The sequence below is a fragment of the Sphingomonas sp. genome, from assembly GCF_965248875.1.
Taxonomy (GTDB): domain Bacteria; phylum Pseudomonadota; class Alphaproteobacteria; order Sphingomonadales; family Sphingomonadaceae; genus Sphingomonas.
In genome coordinates this window covers 1,775,675-1,796,127 of record NZ_CBDFKR010000011.1, presented here as the reverse complement: position 1 = coordinate 1,796,127, position 20,453 = coordinate 1,775,675, and the positions used below count along the sequence as shown (strand labels likewise).

Here is a 20,453-nt window from a genome sequence, read left to right as displayed (position 1 = left end):
GCACCTCCGTCATCCTCACGCAGGCGAGGATCCCGCTTCTGGGGCCCGCCGCGGTAAAGCCGCGTCGCCGGAGGGGCGCGCTGCGCTTCCCGCCGGCCGGGCCGGCGCCTCTCGTACGTAGCGGTGCTACGCGCGTGCGCGCCGCGCCTTACGCTTCCAGTTCAATATCCCAGTACAGCCAGTCGCGCCACGTTTGGTGCAGGTAATTGGGCGGGAAGGACCGGCCATGCTCCTGCAGTTGCCAGCTGGTCGGGCGGATCGGCTCCAGGTGCAGCGGCATCCGCGCCTGACGCGGGGTGCGGCCGCCCTTCTTCAGGTTGCACGGGGCGCACGCGGTGACGACATTCTCCCATGTCGTCCGCCCGCCCTGCGCGCGCGGCACGACATGGTCGAACGTCAGCTCGCGCCCGTGGCCGCAATATTGGCAGGCGAAACGATCGCGCAGAAACAGGTTGAAGCGCGTGAAGGCGGGGAATTGCGACGGCTTCACGAACTGCTTCAGCGCGATGACGCTGGGGAGCTTGAGCGCGACGGTGGAAGAGCGCACCTCGCGCTCGTAGGAGGCGACGACGTCGACGCGCTCCAGGAACATCGCCTTGACCGCGGTCTGCCACGGCCAGAGGCTGAGCGGGTAATAGGAAAGCGGCGTATAGTCGGCGTTGAGGACGAGCGCAGGGCAGCTATCGGGATGGCGGATCAGGTCGGGATGGAACACGGGCCCTCCAGCAACGCTTTCGCGCCCCGGCGCTATCGCCCGCGACCGTGACGCGGGCATGACAGCACAGCCGGTGATTCCGGGTCAAGAGCGTAGCGCCGTGCGGGCTGCGGATGAAGTGTTCACGGCGGCGGTGAGCCGCTTCGCGCCGTCGCCGACCGGCCGGTTGCACCTGGGGCACGCCTGGTCCGCGGTGCTGGCGCATGATCTCGCGGCGGCGCGCGGCGGCCGCTTCCTGCTCCGGATCGAGGACATCGACGGCACGCGATCGCGGCCGGAGCATGTCGCGGCGATCCTGGCCGACCTCGCCTGGCTCGGCCTCGACCACGAAGCGCCGGTGTTCCAGTCGGCGCGGCTCCCGCTCTACGCGGCGGCGCTGGACGACTTGCGGGCAAGGGCGCTGTTGTACCCATGCTTCTGCACTCGCGCCGACATCGCAGCCGCCAGCGCGAGCGCACCGCACGGGGCGGAGGCGGTGTATCCCGGGACCTGCCGGGGGTTACCCGAGTGCGACCTGAGCCGCCCGCATTGCTGGCGGCTGGATGTGGGCGCCGCCCTGACCTCCCTTGATGTCCTACGCTGGCACGACGCCACCGCGGGCTGGGTCGCCGCCGGCCCCACGGCGCAGGGCGACGTCATCCTCGCGCGCAAGGACGCGCCCGCCTCCTACCATCTCGCCGTCACCGTCGACGACGCGGCGCAAGGCGTGACCGACGTGGTCCGCGGCCGCGACCTGTTCCGCGCGACCGACATCCACCGGCTGCTCCAGGCGCTGCTCGGGCTGCCGACGCCGCGCTACCATCATCACCCGCTTCTCACCGGCCCCGACGGCGAGCGGCTGGCCAAGCGCCACGGCGCGCCGGCGCTGGCCGCGATGCGCGAGAGCGGCGTCGACGGGCGCGCGCTGGCATCTACGTTACGTGCCGGCCTCTTGCCCACTGGTTTCATGGTGGCGAACGCCTAGATTGAAGCCATGGGAAACACGATCCTCGTCATCGCGCTCATCGCCGCGATGATCGCTACGGTGACGGCGCTGGTGCGCGGCATCATCGCTTTTCTGCAGGAGAGCCACGCGCAGGTGCGCGACGGCGAGGGGCCGAGCGCCGCATCGCTGAAATCCAACAAGATGATGCAGATGCGCATCTTCTATCAGGCAATCGCAATCGTCATCGTCGTCCTGATCCTGGCGACCGCCACCCGGCACTGATCGGTTGGTCAAGCTCAACCGCATCTACACCCGCACCGGCGACGCCGGCACAACCGGGCTGGTCGACGGCTCGCGCGTCGCCAAGTCGTCGGCGCTGATCGCCGCGATCGGCGATGTCGACGAGGCGAACAGCGCGATCGGCGTCGCGTTGACGACACTGGCTGGCGATCCGCTCGCCGCGCCGCTCCACCGCCTCCAGCACGATCTGTTCGACCTCGGCGCCGATCTCGCGACGCCGCCTGTGATCGACGGCGCGCTGCGCATCGTGCCCGCGCAGGTCGAACGGCTGGAGGCGGAGATCGACGCGATGACCGCGCGGCTGACCCCGCTCACCAGCTTTGTCCTTCCCGGCGGCGCGCCCGCCGCCGCCGCGCTTCACCTCGCCCGCGCGATCACGCGGCGTGCCGAGCGCAGCGCCGTCGCCGTCCAGCCCACCCCGTCCGCACCCGCGCTCGCTTATCTCAATCGCCTGTCGGACTGGCTGTTCTGCGCCGCCCGCCTCGCCAATGACGAGGGCCGGGGCGACGTGCTCTGGCAGCCCGGCGCAACCCGCTGACGGTTGGCCGGTTGGCGCAGGCATGATAGCGAGACGGTCATGCTGAAGCCGGCGGCCGCCGTGTCTACCCTGCTCGACACGTTCCGGCGCGTCCGCGCGCTGACGGCCGACCTTGCCCGGCCGCTGTCCGACGCCGACGCCACCGCGCAGTCGATGGCCGACGCGTCCCCCGCCAAATGGCACCTGGCGCACACGACCTGGTTCTTCGAGACCTTCGTGCTGCGCGATCACGTCCCCGGCTACCGGCTTCACGACGACCGCTGGCCGTTCCTGTTCAACAGCTATTACGAGGCGGAGGGGCAGCGGCAGCGGCGCGACCGGCGCGGGCTGGTGACCCGCCCGTCGCTGGACGAGGTGCGCAGCTATCGAGCGCATGTCGATGCCGCGCTGGCTGCGGCGCTGCCTCGGCTGAGCCCGGAGGCGGCGGCGCTGGTCGAGCTCGGCTGCCACCACGAGCAGCAGCATCAGGAGCTGCTCGTCACCGACCTGCTTCACCTCTTCAGCCTCAACCCGCTCGAACCCGCGCTCTGTCCGCCCGCGCCCAAGCAGCCGGTGCCGATGCCCGGCCTGACCGGCTGGATCGAGCATCCCGGCGGGGTGGTCGAGATCGGCGGTGCGGGGGCGGGCTTCGCCTTCGATTGCGAAGGGCCGCGTCACGCCGCGCTGCTCGTCCCGCACGCGATCGCCGACCGCACCGTCACCAACGCGGAGTGGCAGGTCTTCATCGCCGACGGCGGCTACACGACCGCGGAGCATTGGCTGTCGGACGGCTGGGCCTGGGTGCAGGCCGACGGCGTCGCCGCACCGCTCTATTGGGCGCAGCAGGACGGCGGCTGGACCCGTTTCGGGCTCGACGGCCGCCGCCCGATCGACCCTGCCGCGCCGGTCACGCATATCAGCTTCTACGAGGCCGACGCCTATGCCAGCTGGGCCGGCGAGCGGCTGCCGACCGAGGCCGAATGGGAAGCCTTCGCCGCGCCCCACGATCCCTTGGGCGGCAACCAGCTCGACGCGGCGGGCCCGGTCGAGCCGCGCCCCGCCCGCGGGACCCCCGCGCCGTTCGGCGACGTGTGGCAATGGACCGGCAGCGCCTATCGCCCGTATCCCGGCTTCCGCGCCGCGGCGGGGGCGGTGGGCGAGTATAACGGCAAGTTCATGGCCTCGCAGTTCGTGCTCCGCGGCGGTTCCTGCGCCACCCCGCGCGGCCATCTGCGCGCGAGCTACCGCAACTTCTTCTACCCCCATCAGCGCTGGCAGTTCACCGGCCTGCGGCTCGCGCGCGATCTGTAATGCTCAAGCCCGAGCCTGACGTGGCGCCGCCAGCGACGGCCGACCCGCAGTTCCGCGCCGACGTCCTCGCCGGTCTCGCCCGCCGCCCGCGCGCGATCCCGGCGCGCTGGTTCTACGACCATCGCGGTTCCGAGCTGTTCGAGGCGATCACCGCGCTCCCCGAATATTACCCGGCCCGCGCCGAGACCGCGATCCTGCGGCGGATCGGCCCCGATCTCGCCGCGCTGACCGGCGAGGGCTGCGCGGTCGTGGAGTTCGGCTCCGGCTCGTCGACCAAGACGCCGCTGGTCCTCGCGGCGGTCGCGCCCCGCGCCTATGTCCCGATCGACATCTCCGGCGCCTTCCTGCGCGAGTCCGCCCGCAGCCTTGCCGCCGCCTTCCCGCAGCTGCCCGTCATCCCGCTCGAGGCCGACTTCACCGCGCCGCTGACACTTCCCGCCGCGGTCGCCGCCGCGCCCAAGCTCGGCTTCTTCCCCGGCTCGACGATCGGCAACCTGGCGCCGGCCGCCGCGGTCGATCTGCTCCGCGCGATGCGGACCTCGCTCGGGGCCGATGACCAGAGGGGCGCGCAGCTGCTGATCGGCATGGACCGGATCAAGGACGCCGAGACGCTGATCGCCGCCTATGAGGACGCCGCCGGGGTGACCGCGGCGTTCAACCTCAACCTCCTCGCGCGCATCAACCGCGAGCTGGCCGGAACGGTCCCGCTCGACGCCTTTCAGCACGAGGCGCGGTGGAACGACTCTGCGGCGCGCATCGAGATGCACCTGATGGCGACGCGCGCGGTGAGCTTCGTCGTCGCCGGCCTGCCCTTCACGTTCGCCGAGGGCGAGAGCATTCACACCGAGAACAGCCACAAATACGGCGCGCGCGACGCCCGGCTGCTGCTCCGCGCCGGCGGCTGGACGCCGGTGCGCGAATGGCTGGATGACGAGGGCCGGTTCGCGGTGATCCTCGCCGAAGCGCTGCCGCCGGAGCCCGCTCCCTAGCTGGCGACCGGTTTGCGGCTGTGGCAGGACGGCGGCGATGCAGCCCTACACCGATCGTCTCCGACAGCTTCGCGCCGTCCTTGCCGCCCGCAGCCTCGACGGCTTCGTCGTGCCGCTCACCGACGAGCATATGAGCGAATATGTCGGTGCCTATGCGCAGCGGCTCGCCTGGCTGACCGGCTTCGGCGGCTCGGCGGGGACGGCGGCGGTGCTCGCCGACACCTCCCGGGGCAAGGGGGCGGCGATCTTCACCGACGGCCGCTACACGCTGCAGGTGCGCGAGCAGGTCGACGGCGCCGACTGGGACTATGTCGACGTGCCCGCGACCAGCGTCGCCGACTGGCTGGTCGCGCATGTCGGCGAAGGCGACGTCATCGGCTACGATCCGTGGCTGCACACCCGCGCCTGGGCCGAGGCCACGCACACGCGCCTGCAGGCGGAACGCGCGGCCAGCCTCGTCCCCGTCACCGACAACCCGATCGACGCGGTGTGGACCGACCGGCCCCGCCCCTCCGTCGCGCCGATGACGGTGTACGACGACCCCGCCGCCGGCCGCTCCTCGGCGGAGAAGCGCGCCGACATCGCCGACTGGCTGCAGCAAGAGCGCGCCGACGCGGTGGTCCTGACCGCGCTCGATTCGATCGCGTGGCTGTTGAACGTCCGGGGCGGCGACGTCGCGCATACGCCGGTGACGCGCGGCTATGCGGTGGTCAACGCCGACGGCACCACCGACCTGTTCGTCGCGCCCGAGAAGGTGGACGACCGCCTGCGCCAGCATCTCGGCAACGCGGTACGCGTCCACGGTTACGACGAGCTTCCGACCGGGCTCACCGGGCTGGCGGGCAAGCGCGTTGCGGTCGACCCCGAGCGCGCCGCCGATGCGATCAGCTCGCGGCTCCAGGAGGCGGGCGCGACGATCCTGCCCGCGCGTGACCCAGTCGTCCTCGCCAAGGCGATCAAGCACCCCGCCGAGACTGCCGGCCACCGCGCCGCCAGCATCCGCGACGGCGCGGCGCTGACCCGCTTCCTGCACTGGGCGGAGGCGACGCTGCCGGGCGGCGGCGAGACCGAACTGTCGGCGGCGGCGAAGCTGCTGGCGTTGCGCGAGGAGACGGGGCTGCACCGCGACAGCTCGTTCTCGACGATCAGCGCCACGGGCGCGCACGGCGCCAGCCCGCATTATCATGTCACCGAAGAGTCGAACGCGCCCATCGAACCAGGGCAGCTGTTCCTGATCGACTCCGGTGCGCAATATGTCGACGGCACCACCGACGTCACCCGCGTCGTGCCGATCGGCGAGCCCAGTGCCGAGATGCGCGACCGCTTCACCCGCGTGCTCAAGGGGCATATCGCGATCGCGACCGCGGTGTTCCCCGACGGCGCGTCGGGCGCGCAGATCGACGGCTTCGCGCGGCGGCCGCTGTGGGAGGCCGGCCTCGACTTCGCGCACGGCACCGGGCACGGCATCGGCAGCTTCCTGGCGGTGCACGAAGGGCCGCAGCGGATCGCCCAGCCCAACTATCCCGGCGGCGCCAGCCTGGAGCCGCTGCGCGCGGGCATGATGCTGTCCAACGAGCCCGGCTATTACAAGGCGGGCGAGTACGGCATCCGCATCGAGAACCTGGTGCTGATCGTGCCGCGCGAGATCGCGGGCGGTGACCCGGACCGGCAGATGCTCGGCTTCGAGACGCTGACCTGGGCGCCGATCGAGCGGACGCTGATCGACCCCGCGCTGCTGACCGCGGACGAGCGCGCGTGGCTCGACGCCTATCACGCACAGGTGCTGGCGACGCTCGGCCCGGTGCTCGCCGGCGAGACGCGGGGCTGGCTGGCCGCGAAGTGCGCGCCGGTTTGAGCCGCCGTTTCCGCTGTCCTACAGCAAGGGAGGCGGCGTAGCGTCGCCGCCGGCCCGCTTTGCCGGGTCGATCGGGCGAACCGAGGCCGAGGCGGGGACGGCGAACATGCCTCTACTTCCCCTCTACTTCCGCCACCTGCAGCCGGCGGCGCCGCCTGGTTCAGCCCTCTACTTCGCCTCTACTTCCATCCGCATCCGGCACGGTGCCGGCCGGATCGCCCGACGCCGTGTCGCCCGCCCGCACCCCCGCCTTGCGGCGCTTGAGATTGGCGCGGAGCTGCGCCGCCAGCCGCGCCTCGCGCTCTTGCCGTGCCGTCACTGCCGTCCTCCTTCCTTGACAAGCCCCACCCCGTCCGCTCTAGGGCCCCCTCGCCGACAGGCCGGTTGCTGCCGTAGCTCAGTGGTAGAGCGCATCCTTGGTAAGGCTGAGGTCGTGAGTTCAATCCTCACCGGCAGCACCATCCTGCAGCCTGCACGGCGCTAGCATCGGGACGGGCAAGGACGGCTGGCCTCGGCATTACTCAGGACGACGGGCCGGATCACTCCGGTCCGATCCCCGCCAGCGGCAACCCTCACGCCACCTTGGCCGCGTCGGGATGCTTCGCCAGATACGCCGCCACGAACGCGCATTGCGGCACGACCTTCAGCCCGCGCGCCCGCGCATCCGTCAGCGCCCCCTCGACCAGCCGCGTCCCGATGCCGTGCCCGCCCGCTTCGGGCGGCACGACGGTGTGGAGCATCGTCATCGTGTCGCCGTCCAGCGCATAGACGATCACCGCCGGCCCCGCCTCGGTCGGCAGTTCGTAGCGGTGTTCGGCGCGATTGTCGGTAACGGCCATGTCTGTCCCCTAGCACCGGGCGCGCCTGCCCCGATATAGGGCGGCCGATGGCGCTCGATCCGCTCCCAACGCTTAAGCAGGTGTTCGGCTTCCCCGCCTTTCGCGGGGTGCAGGATCAGGTCGTCGCGCGCGTGCTGGCGGGCGAGCGGACGCTGGCGGTGATGCCGACCGGTGCGGGCAAGTCGCTCTGCTATCAGCTCCCCGCGGTGATGCTCGACGGCACCTGCGTCGTGGTGTCCCCGCTGATCGCGCTGATGCACGACCAGCTCCGCGCCGCGACCGCCGTCGGCATCCGGGCGGCGACGCTGACCAGCGCCGACGAGAACCGGGCGGAGACGCTGGCGCGGCTGCGGGCGGGCGACCTCGACCTGCTCTACGTCGCGCCGGAACGGGCATCGCAAGGTCATTTCCGCGACCTGCTCCGGGAGACGAGGCTTAGTCTCTTCGCGATCGACGAGGCGCATTGCGTCAGCGAATGGGGGCATGACTTTCGCCCCGATTATCGCCTGCTGAAGCCGCTGCTCGATGCCCACCCGACGGTGCCGCGGCTGGCGCTGACCGCCACCGCGGACGCACACACCCGCACCGACGTGGCGGTGCAGCTCGGTATTCCCGCCGACGGCATGATCGTCGCGGGCTTCGACCGCCCCAACATCCGCTACGCGATCAGCCCGCGCGATCAGGTCGCGCGCCAGATCGGCGATCTCGTGCGGGACCAGCCGGGGGCAGGAATTGTCTATGTCCAGAGCCGCGCAGGGACCGAGCGGATGGCCGAGACGCTGGCGCGTACCGGCCGCCCGGTCCGCGCCTACCACGCGGGCCTCGATGCGAGCATCCGGGCGCGCAACCAGGCCGATTTCGTCGCGTCGGAGGACATGGTGATGTGCGCGACGGTCGCGTTCGGGATGGGGATCGACAAGCCCGACGTCCGTTTCGTTGCGCATGCCGGGCTGCCCAAGTCGATCGAGGCCTTCTACCAGGAGACGGGCCGCGCCGGGCGCGACGGTGACCCGGCGGTGGCGCATCTGTTCTGGGGCGCGGAGGACTTCGCCCGCGCCCGGCGGCACCTGAACGAGGTGGAGGAGGCGCGGCTGCCCGGCGAGCGCCAGCGGCTGGAGGCGCTGGGCGCGCTGGTCGAAACGCCGGGGTGCCGCCGCCGCCTGCTGCTCCGTCATTTCGGCGAGGAGCCCGCGGCGGACTGCGGCAATTGCGACAATTGCCTGGGCGGCGGCGCGCCGAGCGTCGACGCGACCGAGCTGGCGCGCAAATATCTCTCCGCGGTGTTCCGCACCGGCCAGCTGTTCGGCGCCGGCTATATCGAGCAGGTGCTCACCGGCCGCTCGGGCGAGCGAACGCTGATGAACGGGCACGAGGCGCTGTCGGTCTGGGGACTGGTCGGTGCGGAGGAGGCGGTGCTGCTCAAGCCGTTGGGCCGCGCGCTGGTGACACGCGACGCGCTGCGGGCGAACGAGCATGGCGGGCTGGAGTTCGGCCCCGGCGCGCGCGCGATCCTGAAGGGCGAGGCGGAGATCGCGCTGCTCGCCCCCGTCAAGCGCGAGCGCGGCCGCCGTCGCGACCGCGCCGCTGCCCCTGCGAATCCCGCCGACACGCCGCTGTTCGAGGCGCTGCGCACGCGCCGCCGCGAGCTGGCGCAGGAGGCGGGGGTGCCGCCCTATGTCATCTTCCACGATTCCGTCCTGCGCGACATGGCCGCGCGCCGCCCGGCCTCGCGCGCCGAGCTGGCGGTGCTGAGCGGCATCGGTGCGCGCAAGCTCGACGCCTATGGCGATGCGTTCCTGGAGGTCGTGCGCAACGCCGCGTGATCCTCTCCCCTTGTGCGGGCGGATTGAGTATGCGCCGTCCGATGCTCGATATCCGCTCCGTGAACGACCGCTTCGCTGTCGCCCCCCAGATCGCGCCCGGCGACCTACCCGCCATTGCCGCGGCGGGTTATGTCGCGGTGATCAACAACCGGCCGGACGACGAGGAAGCCGGCCAACCCGCCAGCGCCGCGATCCGTGTCGCCGCCGAAGCGGCGGGGCTGGGCTATGTCGAGGTGCCGGTGACGCATGCCGGGTTCAGCCACCCGCAGCTCGACGCGATGGCGAACGCGCTGACCGCCGCCGACGGGCCGGTGCTCGCCTTTTGCCGGTCGGGCACACGCTCGTGCAATCTGTGGGCGCTGGCGGCGGCAAAGGCGGGCAGGGCGCCGCATCTGCTGGTCGCGCAGGCCGCCGCCGCCGGGTACGACCTGTCCGGCATCCGCCCCACGCTCGACCTGCTGGTAGGCGGCGACACGGCGTGAACTGGCTGCAGCTCGGCGGCTCGCTAGCCGCCATTCTGGTGCTTGCGGCCATCGCCTGGGCGCTGCGGCTCGGGCGCGACGGCCGGATCGCCAGCCCCGAAGAGGCCGCTGCGGCCGCCGAAGCCGCGCTGGCGGGTTTTTGCGCCGCCGATGCCGTGCTGGGTGCCGACGGGGCAGGGGCGCTTGCCGTCAGTGAAGACGGCCGCCTCGCCGCGATCAAGCGCCACGGCGCGCGCGCCGCGGTGCGCGAGGTGCAATGGGCCGCCGTGCGCACGACGCCCGAAGGGGTGGTGATCGACACCGGCGAACGTCGCTTCGGCCGCGTCACGCTCGCCAAGGTGGACGCGCTCGACCTGCGGCAGCTGGCGGGCCAGATGGTGCTGCCGTTCGACGAAGCGCGGCGTCGCGCCTGAGCGCACCCCCGTAGCCGGATTGCGCCGCGTACCTACACAGATGTAAGTAGCTTCTGAAATGCCGTCGCTGCCCAACCCGGTCGACTTCGCGGTGCCCGCCTTCGTCCTGCTGGTGCTGGCCGAGATGCTCGTCGCCCGGGTCCGCGCCCGGCACCGCTATTGCCCGCGCGACACGCTGACCAGCCTCGCGCTGGGGCTCGGCTCGACAGTGGCGGGGGTGCTGTCGGGCGGGGCGGTGTTCGCGCTGGCGACGGGGCTTTATCGCGTCCGCCTCTTCGACATCGGGTTCGTCTGGTATTGGTGGCCGATCTGCTTCGTCCTCGACGACTTCGCCTATTACCTCTTCCACCGCTCCGCGCATCGGGTCCGCTGGTTTTGGGCGAGCCACGTCATCCACCACTCATCGCAGCACTATAATTTGTCGACCGCGCTCAGGCAGACCTGGACGGGGTTCGTCAGCCTCGCCTTTCTGTTCCGCGTGCCCCTGTTCATCCTCGGCTTCCCGCCGTCGATGGTGTTCTTCGTCGCGGGCGTGAACCTGATCTATCAGTTCTGGATTCACACGGAAGTGGTCGGCCGGCTGCCGCACTGGGTCGAGGCGGTGTGGAACACGCCGTCGCACCACCGCGTCCATCATGCCACCAATCCGCGCTATCTCGACCGCAACTATGCGGGCGTGTTCATCATCTGGGACAAGCTGTTCGGCACCTTCGAGCCTGAGCGCGACGACGACCGTCCGCGCTATGGCCTGGTCAAGGACCTGGGGTCCTTCTCGCTGCTCTGGGCGGCGTTTCACGAATGGTGGGGCATCGGCAAGGACGTCTGGGCAGCACCGTGGCGGCACAAGCTCGGCTATGTCTGGCGGCCCCCCGGCTGGAGCCACGACGGCTCGCGCGAGACCAGCGAGACGATCCGCGCGACATGGGCCGGGCGCAGACAACATCGCGCCGGCGTCGGAAGCTGACGGCACTCTTTGCCCGGCCGGGCGTTAGGGGCCGCTGACAGGCGCAGTTCCGCGCCCTGACAGGAGCAAAGCCATGGCCGACGCCGCCACCGAGACCCACAACGGCAAGACCGCGCTGACCGATGATATCCGGACGCATTTCTCGGGCGACGCGCCGATCGCCGACAAGCTCCGCAGCTTCGCCAAGGCCCGCCCGGGCGCGACCGCCGCGTTGGCTGGCGTGGCGGCGTTGGCGATCCTGAACACGCTGCGCGGGCGGAGCTGAGCGCCGCGTCGGGCCAGGCGGGCCGCCGCGGCGACGTGGCGTCTCCGCCGTCGCAATGGCGATGCCGGCAGGCCTCACGCACCGATGCCGATTACAGACAGAAGGAGGCCCGGTGCATCGCTGCACCGGGCCCAGGTGTGTCCGCAGGAGGAACCGCGGTTGGACGGCGGCGGAGAGGAGTGCCGCCGCCCAATCTCTTCAATAATGATAAGCCCGCTCGCCATGTTCGGCGATGTCGAGGCCGTCATGCTCGACCTCGACGCTGGGGCGCATGCCCCAGGTCTTGTCGATGACGAAGAACAGGATCGCCGCGCCGATGCCGGAGAACAGCAGCGTGACGATAACCGCCTCGGCCTGGATAATCAGCTGGCCGCCCATCGAGTAGGCGCCTGCCACCAATTGGCCCGGCTTGGTCGAGTAGTCGGCGATGCCCTGCCCGCCCAGCGAGGGTGCGACGAGGATACCGGTCGCCAGCGCGCCGGTGATGCCGCCGATGCAGTGGACGCCGAAGACGTCGAGCGAATCGTCGTAGCCGAAGCGCGACTTCACCGTGCTGACGAAGAAGAAGCACAGCGGCGACACCACCAAACCGAGCACCACCGATCCCATCGGCCCGGCGAAACCGCTGGCGGGCGTCACCGCCACCAGCCCCGCGACGACCCCCGAGGCAGCGCCCAGCAGCGATGGCTTGCCTCGGACGACCTGCTCGGTCAGCAGCCAGCTGAGCCCGGCGGCGGCAGTTGCGACGAACGTGTTGATGAAGGCGACCGCGGTGACGCCGTTGGCTTCCAGATTGGACCCCGCGTTGAACCCGAACCAGCCGACCCACAGCAGGCTGGCGCCGATCATCGTCATCGTCAGTGAGTGCGGCGGCATCGGCTCCTTGGGAAAGCCGACGCGCTTGCCGATCAGCAGCGCCAGCACCAGCCCGGTGATGCCGGCGTTGATGTGGACCACGGTGCCCCCGGCGAAGTCGAGCGCGCCCTTCTGGAACAGCCAGCCGGCATCGGCATTCTGCGTCGCCAGCGCCGCCGCGCCCTTCAGCGCGGCATTGGCGACCGCATCGGGGCCGCCCCAGTACCAGACCATGTGCGCGATCGGGAAATAGATCAGCGTCACCCACAGCGCCGTGAACAGCATCAGCGGCGAGAAGCGCACCCGCTCCGCCACCGAGCCGACGAACAGCGCCGGGGTGATGCAGGCAAAGGTCATCTGGAAGCAGATGTAGGCGTATTCGGGGATATAGACGCCGTTCGAGAAGGTCGCGGCCTGGGAGTTCGCGTCGACGCCCATCAGCAGCGCCTTGCCGAACCCGCCGAAGAAGGCGTTGCCCCCGGTGAACGCGATCGAATAGCCATAAGTTACCCAGATCACCGCCACCATGCACACGATCATCAGCACTTGGGTCAGCACGCTGAGCATGTTCTTGGTACGCACCAGGCCACCGTAAAACAGCGCCAGACCGGGCACCGACATCATCAGCACCAGGAGCGACGACACCAGCATCCAGGCGGTGTCGCCCTTGTTTACCGTCGCAGCGGGCACCGCACTCGCGGCGGCCTGCGCCTGCGCCAGCGCGGGGCCGGCCCATGCCCAGGCGCTCAGCGCCACCGCACCAAGCGTCCATTTCTTCACGTTCATGCCAACCCCCCTCACAGCGCCCCCGGTCACAGGGCGTTCGCGTCCGTTTCGCCGGTGCGGATGCGCACCGCCTGGCCGACGTCGAGCACGAAGATCTTGCCGTCGCCGATCGCGCCGGTGTTCGCCGCCTGCTGGACCGCTTCGACCACCCGGTCGGCGACCGCGCTGTCGCACACCACTTCGACCTTGATCTTGGGCACCATGTTGGTCGCGTACTCGGCGCCGCGATAGATTTCGGTCTGGCCCTTCTGCCGCCCAAAGCCCTTGACCTCAGTCACGGTCATCCCCGCCACGCCGAGCGTCGTCAGCGCTTCGCGCACCTCGTCCAGCTTGAACGGCTTGATGATGGCGATGACCAGTTTCATGGCCGCTCCCTTTTGTCCCAGGAGCATGTCTTGCAGGCCGCGTGCCAAGCGCGGATTGGCGTGCGCAGCAATGCTGCGGTGCAACAGAAATGATCAGCGAACGGGCAGCGGCGGAAAGGCGTGCCTAGATTCTAAGCAGGAGCACGGCCACGCCGCCGCGAAATCCCGGACGGCTCATCCCCACACCCTGACCCGCTGATCCGGCGCCAGGTACATCGCGTCGCCCGGCCGCACGTTGAACGCGCGATACCAGGGGTCAAAATTGCGGACGATGCCGTTGACCCGGTATTTGTCCGGCGAATGCGGGTTGCTGAGCAGCTGCGCCCGCAGTGCGCCCTCGCGGGTCTTGCCCTGCCACGCCTGTGCGAAGGCCAGAAAGAAGCGCTGGTCACCCGTATAGCCGTTCAGCACCGGCGGCTCGCCGTGGCGCGATACGTAACGCCGATAGGCCGCATAGGCGGTCTCCAGCCCGCCCAGATCCGCCAGGTTCTCGCCCAGCGTCAGCCGCCCCTTGATGTGGACGCCCGGAATCGGCTCATAGGTGTCGAACTGCGCCGCCAGCCGGTCCGCCTGCACCGTGTAGAGCCGCGCCGTCGCCGGCGTCCACCAGTCGTGGAGCCGCCCGCGCTCGTCGTACAGCCGCCCCTGATCGTCATAGCCATGCCCCATCTCGTGGCCGATCGTGGTTGCGCCGGTCTCCGCATAGTTGACCGCCGGATCGGCGTGCGCATCGAAGAAGGGCGGCTGCAGGATCGCGGCGGGCAGCGTGATCTGGTTCAGCGTCGGGTCGTAATAGGCGTTCACCGTCTGCGGCGTCATCTCCCACAGCCCGCGGTCAACCGGATGCGGGAAGCGCCGCAGCTGCAGCCGCCATTCGAACGCGTCTGCCGCGATGTCGTTCGCCAGCGGATCGGTGCGGCTGACAACGAGGCCGCCATAGTCGATCCACCGTGCCGGATGCCCGACCCGCGGGTCGAAGGTGCCGAGCTTCGCCAGCGCCGCGCGCCGGGTCGCGGCGTCCATCCAGGTCGCGCCCTCGATCTTGTCGCGATAGGCGGCGCGCATATCGCCGACCAGCTCGTCGGCGGCGCGGCTGGTCTCGGGCGTCCAATGCTGGTCGACATAGATGCTGCCGACCGCCTCGCCCAGCGCGCCGTCGATCAGCGCCATCCCGCGCTTCCACCGCGCTCGTTGCTCGGGCACATCGCGCAGCGTGTGCGAATAGAAGTCGAAACTGGCCTGGTCAAAGGCGCGGGGCAGGAACGCGGCGTGGTCGGACAGGAAGCGGATCGTCATCCACTCTTTCCAGGTCGCCAGCGGCACATCGGCCAGCCGCTTGCCCGCCGCGGCGACGGCGGTGGTCTCCGCCACATCGACCCGCGGCGCGGCGCCCAGCCCCATCGCGGCGAGCGTCGGCGTCCAGTTCCATTCGGGCGCCAGCGCGGTCAGCTGCGCGCGCGTCATCGGATTGTGGGTCGCGATCGGATCCCGGCGGCGCTCGGGGGTCCACTGATCCTGGCTGATCCGCGTCTCCAGCGCGATTACGCGATCCGCGCGCGCTGCGGCGTCGGCCATGCCGGCCAGCGTCTGCAGCTGGATGAGATAGGCGCGATACGCCTGCCGGAACGCGACATAGCGCTCGCCCGGCAACAGGTAATAGTCACGCGCCGGCAGCCCCAGCCGCGCCTGCCCCGCCGCCGCGGTGTAGCGGGTCGGATCGTCCTGATCGGCAGAGATGCCGATGCCGACCGGCGACGGGAAGCCCGGCGTCATCATCAGGTCGATCAGCTGCTGGCGCGTCGTCACCGCGTCGATCCGCGCCAGATACGGCCGCACCGGCGCCAGCCCGCGCCCCTCGATCCCGTCGGCATCCATCCACGCGGCGTAGAAGTCGCCGACCTTGCGCTGGGTCGTTGTCGCCGGATGGGCTGCGGCCTGCTCAACGATCGTGCGTACCTGCCCCTCGATCTCGTCGGGCAGGTCGTTGTTGTAGCCGGCGCTCGACTTGTCGGCGGGGATCGGGTGGTTGCGGAGCCACGTCCCCTCAGCATAGGCGAAGAAATCGTCCCCCGGCTTCACCGACGCGTCCATGTCCGCCAGCTCCAGCCCCCAGGGCAGATAGCGCGGCTGGCCTGCCGATTGGGCGAACAGCGGCGCGGTGATGAGGGCGGTGGCGACAAGGAGCGAACGGCGCATGGGAAACTCCGAAGGCAAAGGCTGAGCCTTCGCTATCGCGGGCGCTGCCGCCCGACAAGCGTCTCACCTGCGCCAATCGGCGGCGAGCATCGACGCGGCGGGAGTGCGCGATGCGGCGGTGGCGGGCAGTGGCGGCGATGGGGCTGGTGGGCACGGCTGCGCCGCCTGCCGAGCGGATCGTGACGGGCGACCGGCTGGTCGCGATCACCGTCGGTGGCCTTCCCCTGCGATTCCGGATCGATCCCGGGGTGCCCGGGCTGCCACTGGTCGCCGCCCCCGTCGCCGAGCGGCTGAGCCTGCGCGGCGGCGGTCTGCTGGCGCTCGGCGTCGCTTTTTCCATCGGGCATGAGCGGTTTTACGGCCGGACGCAGGTGGTTCGTCTCGGGTGGAACGGCACAACCGCAGGCAAACGGCGGGTCGGATGGCTGTTCCGCGCCTATCCGCTGGCGGTCGACGGCACGATCGGGCCGGCGGGCGTCCCGGAGCAGGTCGTCCGCTTCGCCTTCCACGCGCCGCGAGCGGGCGAGCGGACGGTGACACTGCCGATGGCGGGCGGCGGCGGGCTGTTCGGCGACTGGTTCGCCCTGGGCGCGGCGATCACGGTTGGCGGCAAGCCGCTGATGATCCGCTTCGACCCCGATCACGCGCTAACGCTGGTCACCGCACCGGCGGGCGTGCGCCTTGCCGCCGCCAATGGCGGGACGCTGACAGCCCAGACGGCGCGGCAGGAGATCGCGTACGGGGTCGAGCGGCCGTTGCGGGTGATGAGGCTCGCCCGGCCGTTGGCGGTGGGCCCGCTGTCGCTGACCAGCCTCGCCGTGCGCATCACGGACGGCGGCGGCGCCAACACAATTCCGGAAGCGGGCGCAGACCCGGCCGAGGTCATGGTCACCGCGCGCGGCCGGCAGCAGCCTGGAGTCATGACGGTCGGCGCGGACCAGCTCGACCGCTGCTCGTCGCTGGTGTTCGACAAGGGCGCGCGTCAGGTGCGGCTGAGCTGCAGCTGATCTGGATCAGACACTGAAGTTAGGGTAATATTGCCCGTATTCGCCGCCAATCGCCCGCTGCAGCATCGGGCATATCGAGATGCTGGCGACCGCGGTGGCGCTCAACCTCGAAAAGGCGCCTGCCTCGCTGCAGGAAGCTGGCGCCGGCGATGGTGTGGTCGCAGCCGTGATGGGCGGCGGCAGCGCCAAGGCGTCGATCGAGGGCCTGATTCACAAGAACCTGCTGTCAGCCGGGCTCGCGGCGATGCCGATGGACTCCGACGGCGTGCCATTCAACATGAGCCACATCTACGCGAGCGGCAACGTCGCGGCCGACATGTACTGCAACGTCGCCGCCGAGAGCACGGGCCGCGTGCTGGCGGTGCGGCTGTTCAACGCCGCCGAAGACGACGGCATGAAGAAGATGCTCCACTACATGATCGCGCGTGACACGATGCACCAGCAGCAGTGGCTGGCCGTGATCGAGGAGTTGGGTGCCGAAGCCGCAAACCTGCCGATTCCCAACTCCTTCCCGCAGGAAAAGGAGGACGGGGAGAACATCTACAACTTCTACGCGACGGCCGTCGATGGCTCTTATCCGGAGGGGCGCTGGACCAGCGGGCCCTCAATCGACGGCAAGGGGACGTTTACGGTGTTCGAGAACAAGCCGCTCGGTCAGGAGCCTGTGCTCGGGCCGGCACGTCCCGACAGCGGCGCGCAGAACCAGCAGATCGGTTGAGCACCGGCCCCCCCCCCGCGACGGCGGGGGAGGGGTTACTCCGCGGCCAGCGCCTCGCCCTCGACCTCCCGCTCGGCCTGCTGCCGGTTCCACATCTCGGCGTAAAGCCCGCCGCGCCGCAGCAGTTCGGCATGAGCGCCGCGCTCCGCCACCCGGCCTTCATCGAGGACGACGATCTGGTCCGCCGAAACCACTGTCGACAGCCGGTGGGCAATGACCAGCGTCGTGCGGCCGCGCTCCACCGCCTCCAGCGTGTCGAGGATCGCCGCTTCGGTGCGGCTGTCGAGCGCGCTTGTCGCCTCGTCGAGGACGAGCACCGGCGGATCCTTCAACAGCGTCCGCGCGATCGCGACGCGCTGCTTCTCGCCGCCCGACAGCTTCAGTCCGCGCTCGCCGACGCGCGTTTCGTAGCCTTCGGGCTGCGCCTCGATGAAGCCGGCGATCGACGCCCCCGCCGCCGCGCGCGCGATCTCGGCCGGGCCGGCATCCTCACGGCCATAGGCAATGTTGTAGCCGATCGTGTCGTTGAACAGCACCGTATCCTGCGGCACGATCCCGATCGCGCCGCGCAGCGATGCCTGCGTCACCCGCGCGATGTCCTGCCCGTCGATCGTGATCCGCCCGCCCGTCAGGTCGTAGAAGCGGAAGAGCAGCCGCGCGATCGTCGACTTGCCCGCGCCCGAGACGCCGACGATGGCGCAGGTGGTGCCCGGCGGCACGTCCAGGTCGATGCCCCGCAGGATTTCGCGCTCCTCATAGGCGAAGCGCACCCCTTCGAACCGCACATGCCCGCGTCCCACCGCCAGCGCCGTCGCACCGGGCGCGTCGACGATCTCGCCCGGCGTGTCGACCAGGTCGAACATCGCGCCCATGTCGAGCACCCCCTGCCGGATGGTGCGGTAGACCATGCCGAGCAGGTCGAGCGGCCGGAACAGCTGGGTCAGCTGCATCTGCACAAAGGCGAGCTGGCCGGTCGAGAACCGGCCATGCGCCCAGCCCCAGACGACAAACGCCAGCCCGCCCGCCAGCATCAGGTTGGTGATGAGGCTCTGGCCGATGTTGAGCCACGCCAGGCTGTTCTCCGATCGCGTCGCCGCGTCGGCATAGGCGCGCATCGCATTCTCGTACCGCCGCCCCTCGCGCTCCTCCGCGCCGAAATACTTCACCGTTTCGAAATTGAGGAGCGAATCGACCGCGTGCGCGACCGCGCCGGTGTCGAGGTCGTTCATCCGCGTCCGCAAGGCCGCGCGCCAGTCGGTGACGATGCGGGTGAACCAGATATAGGCGCCGACCATCACCAGCGTCGCCGCCACCAGCGGCCAGCCGAAATAGGTCAGGAACAGGCCCGTGACGAGCAGCAGCTCGAACACCGTCGGCGCAATATTGAACAGCATGAAATACAGCATCGTGTCGATGCTCTTGGTGCCGCGCTCGACCACCTTGGTCACCGCGCCCGTGCGCCGCTCCAGATGGAAGCGCAGCGACAGCTGGTGGAGATGGCGGAAGACCTGCGCCGCCAGCCGCCGGGTCGCGTCCTGCCCGACCCGCTCGAACACCGCGTTGCGCAGGTTGTCGAACAGCGTAGTCGAGAAGCGGGCGGCGGCATAGCCCAGCACCAGCACGAGGATCAGCGTGGCGGCGGTACGGTTCCCCTTCGCCATGCCGTCGATCGCCCCCTGAAAGGCGAAAGGCGCGCCATAGACCTGGACCAGCTTTGACACGACCACCAGCGTCATCGCGCCGACGATCCGCGTCTTCAGCGCCCTCTCGCCGGCCGGCCACAGATACGGCAGGAAGCGTCGCAGCGTCGGCCATAGCGGGCGTTCCGGACGGGTTTCTACGGGCAGGGCGGGGGGCATTGCCCGCGATATAGGCGCGGTCGATCCCGGCTTAAATGCTCGTCGACGTCACCGTCGCTCGATCCCGTCGCACTGGACAGGGAGCGACCATTTGATCTGATCGCGCAGCAACGCTTCCAGCGCGAGGTCGCCGACCGCATGCGCCGTTGCCCGCTTGCGCAGCAACACCTCAAGCAGCCCGAGCCGCGTCGGCGGCGGCGGCGCGACACGGCCTTTGGCGAGCGCCTTGGTCAGGCGGGCGGACAACATGGTCATGGCGGCTTTATCAGCCAAAAGGATGAGAGGCGGCTTGCCTGCGATGGTTACGCCGGTGGTAATCCTCGCGGCCGCGTCCACAGCGTCGGATCGCGCCCGGCAGGGCGGTAGAGGCGGGCGCGGTTTGCCGCCTGCCAGCCTGCGCGCGCGACATGGCCCAGCTTTGCCGCGCGCGAGGTGGTGACGCGCGCGTCCCACGCCCGCTCGCCGCGCGCTGCGACCTCCCGCCCGATCGCACCGTAGATGCCAGCCGCCGCCAGCACCGCCCAGGCCGAGCGCAACGGCAGCGCCGGTGCGCCAAGGCGCGCGCTCGCCTCGTGCTTCGCCGCCCCGTCCGCCAGCCGCTGCGCCAGCACCGCCAGCCCCGGGCGGTTTCGCGCCGCCATCAGCGCGTCCGGCGACACGTCCAGCTCGGCCAGCCAGTCGCGCGGCAGGTAGCAGCGTCCCGCCGCGGCGTCCTCCGCCACGTCGCGCGCGATGTTCGCCAGCTGAAAGGCGATCCCCAGGTCGCACGCCCGGTCGAGCGTCGCGTCGTCGGCTGCATCCACGCCCATCACGACGGCCATCATGCAGCCCACCACTCCGGCGACATGATAGCAGTAGTGATACAGGTCGCTCTCGGTCTGCGGACGCCAGTCCGCGGCATCGAGCCGGAAGCCGGCGACAAGATCGCGCGGCCACTGCGACGGCATCTTCACCTCCGCCGCGACCAGCCCGAGCGCGTCGAACGCCGGGTCGCCGGTCGCCTCGCCGCGCAGCGCAGCCTCGGTCAGCGCCGCCAGTTCGGCGACCTGCGCTCGAGCGTCGGCGACCGCGCGCATCGTGTGACCGTGATCCTGCCCGTCAGCGATGTCATCGCAGCGGCGGCACCAGGCATAGAGCAGCCATGCCCGCTCGCGGGTCGCCGGATCGAACAGTTTGGACGCCGCGGCGAAGGACTTCGACCCCCGCGCGATCGAGTCCCGTGCGGCGGCGACCAGCTCTGCCCTCGTCATTCCCGCGTTCGTGGGACGA

Annotated in this window: 22 protein-coding genes and 1 tRNA gene; 14 read left to right on the top strand and 9 right to left on the bottom strand. The window is 70.3% G+C overall.

From position 1 onward, the window contains the following. Positions 1–148: 148 nt before the first annotated feature. The gene (locus ACP2AD_RS16000) at positions 149–715 is read right to left on the bottom strand and encodes an HNH endonuclease (protein ID WP_425231029.1); all 567 of its coding nucleotides are present in this window, start codon (positions 713–715) and stop codon (positions 149–151) included. A 118-nt stretch (positions 716–833) separates the two neighbouring features. On the opposite strand from ACP2AD_RS16000, the gene gluQRS reads away from it, so the two are divergent. From gluQRS to ACP2AD_RS15970, 6 genes are read left to right on the top strand one after another with little or no spacing between them, the layout of a single operon-like run. After that, positions 834–1,679 carry a tRNA glutamyl-Q(34) synthetase GluQRS gene (gene gluQRS / locus ACP2AD_RS15995; protein ID WP_425231193.1) on the top strand — a complete coding sequence of 282 codons (846 nt, stop codon included), beginning with the start codon at positions 834–836 and terminating at the stop codon, positions 1,677–1,679. 9 nt (positions 1,680–1,688) lie between these two features. Continuing rightward, positions 1,689–1,922, top strand: a complete 234-nt coding sequence (locus ACP2AD_RS15990) for a twin transmembrane helix small protein (RefSeq protein WP_425231028.1) — start codon at positions 1,689–1,691, stop codon at positions 1,920–1,922. A gap of 4 nt (positions 1,923–1,926) precedes the next feature. After that, positions 1,927–2,478 (top strand): cob(I)yrinic acid a,c-diamide adenosyltransferase, encoded by a 552-nt coding sequence (locus tag ACP2AD_RS15985; protein ID WP_425231027.1) that lies wholly within the window; start codon positions 1,927–1,929, stop codon positions 2,476–2,478. 39 nt (positions 2,479–2,517) lie between these two features. Further along, positions 2,518–3,768: an ergothioneine biosynthesis protein EgtB gene (egtB, locus tag ACP2AD_RS15980; protein WP_425231026.1), complete on the top strand. Its 1,251-nt coding sequence runs from the start codon at positions 2,518–2,520 to the stop codon at positions 3,766–3,768. Continuing rightward, positions 3,768–4,757, top strand: coding sequence for an L-histidine N(alpha)-methyltransferase (gene egtD, locus ACP2AD_RS15975; protein ID WP_425231025.1), 990 nt, complete (start codon positions 3,768–3,770; stop codon positions 4,755–4,757). The genes egtB and egtD overlap by 1 nt, the downstream gene beginning before the upstream one ends. 37 nt (positions 4,758–4,794) lie before the next feature. Then, positions 4,795–6,612 (top strand): aminopeptidase P family protein, encoded by a 1,818-nt coding sequence (locus ACP2AD_RS15970; protein ID WP_425231024.1) that lies wholly within the window; start codon positions 4,795–4,797, stop codon positions 6,610–6,612. A gap of 160 nt (positions 6,613–6,772) precedes the next feature. Here the strand turns inward: ACP2AD_RS15970 and ACP2AD_RS15965 are convergent, their stop codons facing one another. Continuing rightward, positions 6,773–6,931, bottom strand: coding sequence for a hypothetical protein (locus tag ACP2AD_RS15965; RefSeq protein WP_425231023.1), 159 nt, complete (start codon positions 6,929–6,931; stop codon positions 6,773–6,775). 67 nt (positions 6,932–6,998) lie between these two features. Here ACP2AD_RS15965 and ACP2AD_RS15960 point away from each other — a divergent pair. Beyond that, positions 6,999–7,073, top strand: a tRNA-Thr gene (locus ACP2AD_RS15960). Between the two features lie 111 nt (positions 7,074–7,184). Here the strand turns inward: ACP2AD_RS15960 and ACP2AD_RS15955 are convergent. Then, complete coding sequence (locus ACP2AD_RS15955) at positions 7,185–7,451, bottom strand: GNAT family N-acetyltransferase (protein WP_425231022.1); 267 nt, start codon at positions 7,449–7,451, stop codon at positions 7,185–7,187. 47 nt (positions 7,452–7,498) lie between these two features. Here ACP2AD_RS15955 and recQ point away from each other — a divergent pair, with 47 nt between their 5' ends. The 5 genes from recQ to ACP2AD_RS15930 all read left to right on the top strand — a co-directional run bounded on the left by recQ (position 7,499) and on the right by ACP2AD_RS15930 (position 11,398). Continuing rightward, the gene (gene recQ / locus ACP2AD_RS15950; protein ID WP_425231021.1) at positions 7,499–9,274 is read left to right on the top strand and encodes a DNA helicase RecQ; all 1,776 of its coding nucleotides are present in this window, start codon (positions 7,499–7,501) and stop codon (positions 9,272–9,274) included. Between the two features lie 41 nt (positions 9,275–9,315). After that, positions 9,316–9,756 carry a TIGR01244 family sulfur transferase gene (locus tag ACP2AD_RS15945; protein ID WP_425231020.1) on the top strand — a complete coding sequence of 147 codons (441 nt, stop codon included), beginning with the start codon at positions 9,316–9,318 and terminating at the stop codon, positions 9,754–9,756. Then, complete coding sequence (locus tag ACP2AD_RS15940) at positions 9,753–10,169, top strand: hypothetical protein (RefSeq protein ID WP_425231019.1); 417 nt, start codon at positions 9,753–9,755, stop codon at positions 10,167–10,169. Before ACP2AD_RS15945 ends, ACP2AD_RS15940 begins: the two co-directional genes overlap by 4 nt. A gap of 58 nt (positions 10,170–10,227) precedes the next feature. Further along, positions 10,228–11,133, top strand: coding sequence for a sterol desaturase family protein (locus ACP2AD_RS15935; RefSeq protein WP_425231018.1), 906 nt, complete (start codon positions 10,228–10,230; stop codon positions 11,131–11,133). Between the two features lie 73 nt (positions 11,134–11,206). Then, the gene (locus tag ACP2AD_RS15930) at positions 11,207–11,398 is read left to right on the top strand and encodes a hypothetical protein (protein WP_425231017.1); all 192 of its coding nucleotides are present in this window, start codon (positions 11,207–11,209) and stop codon (positions 11,396–11,398) included. Positions 11,399–11,596: 198 nt separating this feature from the next. Here ACP2AD_RS15930 and ACP2AD_RS15925 read toward each other — a convergent pair whose 3' ends face one another. From ACP2AD_RS15925 to ACP2AD_RS15915, 3 genes are all read right to left on the bottom strand, one after another. Beyond that, entirely contained in the window at positions 11,597–13,039 is a 1,443-nt protein-coding gene (locus ACP2AD_RS15925) for an ammonium transporter (RefSeq protein ID WP_425231016.1), read from the bottom strand. A 26-nt stretch (positions 13,040–13,065) separates the two neighbouring features. Then, positions 13,066–13,404: a P-II family nitrogen regulator gene (locus ACP2AD_RS15920; protein WP_425231015.1), complete on the bottom strand. Its 339-nt coding sequence runs from the start codon at positions 13,402–13,404 to the stop codon at positions 13,066–13,068. A 174-nt stretch (positions 13,405–13,578) separates the two neighbouring features. Next, a complete protein-coding gene (locus tag ACP2AD_RS15915) occupies positions 13,579–15,600 on the bottom strand; it encodes a M13 family metallopeptidase (protein WP_425231014.1) in 2,022 nt (673 codons plus the stop codon). A 110-nt stretch (positions 15,601–15,710) separates the two neighbouring features. Between ACP2AD_RS15915 and ACP2AD_RS15910 the strand changes: the two genes are divergently transcribed. After that, positions 15,711–16,607 (top strand): hypothetical protein, encoded by an 897-nt coding sequence (locus ACP2AD_RS15910; RefSeq protein ID WP_425231013.1) that lies wholly within the window; start codon positions 15,711–15,713, stop codon positions 16,605–16,607. A gap of 49 nt (positions 16,608–16,656) precedes the next feature. Then, entirely contained in the window at positions 16,657–17,325 is a 669-nt protein-coding gene (locus tag ACP2AD_RS15905) for a manganese catalase family protein (protein ID WP_425231192.1), read from the top strand. Positions 17,326–17,360: 35 nt separating this feature from the next. Here the strand turns inward: ACP2AD_RS15905 and ACP2AD_RS15900 are convergent, their stop codons facing one another. The 3 genes from ACP2AD_RS15900 to ACP2AD_RS15890 are packed head-to-tail and all read right to left on the bottom strand — an operon-like array spanning position 17,361 to position 20,434. After that, positions 17,361–19,184, bottom strand: coding sequence for an ABCB family ABC transporter ATP-binding protein/permease (locus tag ACP2AD_RS15900; protein WP_425231012.1), 1,824 nt, complete (start codon positions 19,182–19,184; stop codon positions 17,361–17,363). A 48-nt stretch (positions 19,185–19,232) separates the two neighbouring features. Beyond that, positions 19,233–19,439 (bottom strand): hypothetical protein, encoded by a 207-nt coding sequence (locus ACP2AD_RS15895; protein WP_425231011.1) that lies wholly within the window; start codon positions 19,437–19,439, stop codon positions 19,233–19,235. Positions 19,440–19,486: 47 nt separating this feature from the next. After that, the gene (locus ACP2AD_RS15890; RefSeq protein WP_425231010.1) at positions 19,487–20,434 is read right to left on the bottom strand and encodes a phytoene/squalene synthase family protein; all 948 of its coding nucleotides are present in this window, start codon (positions 20,432–20,434) and stop codon (positions 19,487–19,489) included. Positions 20,435–20,453 lie beyond the last annotated feature (19 nt).

What these genes read in the sequence shown, in the direction of transcription:
- ACP2AD_RS15925 (WP_425231016.1), bottom strand. Translation starts at nt 13,039, where the DNA reads ATGAACGTGAAGAAATGGACGCTTGGTGCGGTGGCGCTGAGCGCCTGG.
- ACP2AD_RS15890 (WP_425231010.1), bottom strand. Translation starts at nt 20,434, where the DNA reads ATGACGAGGGCAGAGCTGGTCGCCGCCGCACGGGACTCGATCGCGCGG.
- ACP2AD_RS15910 (WP_425231013.1), top strand. Translation starts at nt 15,711, where the DNA reads ATGCGGCGGTGGCGGGCAGTGGCGGCGATGGGGCTGGTGGGCACGGCT.
- ACP2AD_RS15970 (WP_425231024.1), top strand. Translation starts at nt 4,795, where the DNA reads ATGCAGCCCTACACCGATCGTCTCCGACAGCTTCGCGCCGTCCTTGCC.
- recQ (WP_425231021.1), top strand. Translation starts at nt 7,499, where the DNA reads ATGGCGCTCGATCCGCTCCCAACGCTTAAGCAGGTGTTCGGCTTCCCC.
- ACP2AD_RS15900 (WP_425231012.1), bottom strand. Translation starts at nt 19,184, where the DNA reads ATGCCCCCCGCCCTGCCCGTAGAAACCCGTCCGGAACGCCCGCTATGG.
- egtD (WP_425231025.1), top strand. Translation starts at nt 3,768, where the DNA reads ATGCTCAAGCCCGAGCCTGACGTGGCGCCGCCAGCGACGGCCGACCCG.
- ACP2AD_RS15930 (WP_425231017.1), top strand. Translation starts at nt 11,207, where the DNA reads ATGGCCGACGCCGCCACCGAGACCCACAACGGCAAGACCGCGCTGACC.
- ACP2AD_RS15990 (WP_425231028.1), top strand. Translation starts at nt 1,689, where the DNA reads ATGGGAAACACGATCCTCGTCATCGCGCTCATCGCCGCGATGATCGCT.
- ACP2AD_RS15920 (WP_425231015.1), bottom strand. Translation starts at nt 13,404, where the DNA reads ATGAAACTGGTCATCGCCATCATCAAGCCGTTCAAGCTGGACGAGGTG.
- ACP2AD_RS15955 (WP_425231022.1), bottom strand. Translation starts at nt 7,451, where the DNA reads ATGGCCGTTACCGACAATCGCGCCGAACACCGCTACGAACTGCCGACC.
- ACP2AD_RS15915 (WP_425231014.1), bottom strand. Translation starts at nt 15,600, where the DNA reads ATGCGCCGTTCGCTCCTTGTCGCCACCGCCCTCATCACCGCGCCGCTG.
- ACP2AD_RS15895 (WP_425231011.1), bottom strand. Translation starts at nt 19,439, where the DNA reads ATGACCATGTTGTCCGCCCGCCTGACCAAGGCGCTCGCCAAAGGCCGT.
- ACP2AD_RS15945 (WP_425231020.1), top strand. Translation starts at nt 9,316, where the DNA reads ATGCTCGATATCCGCTCCGTGAACGACCGCTTCGCTGTCGCCCCCCAG.
- ACP2AD_RS15935 (WP_425231018.1), top strand. Translation starts at nt 10,228, where the DNA reads ATGCCGTCGCTGCCCAACCCGGTCGACTTCGCGGTGCCCGCCTTCGTC.
- egtB (WP_425231026.1), top strand. Translation starts at nt 2,518, where the DNA reads ATGCTGAAGCCGGCGGCCGCCGTGTCTACCCTGCTCGACACGTTCCGG.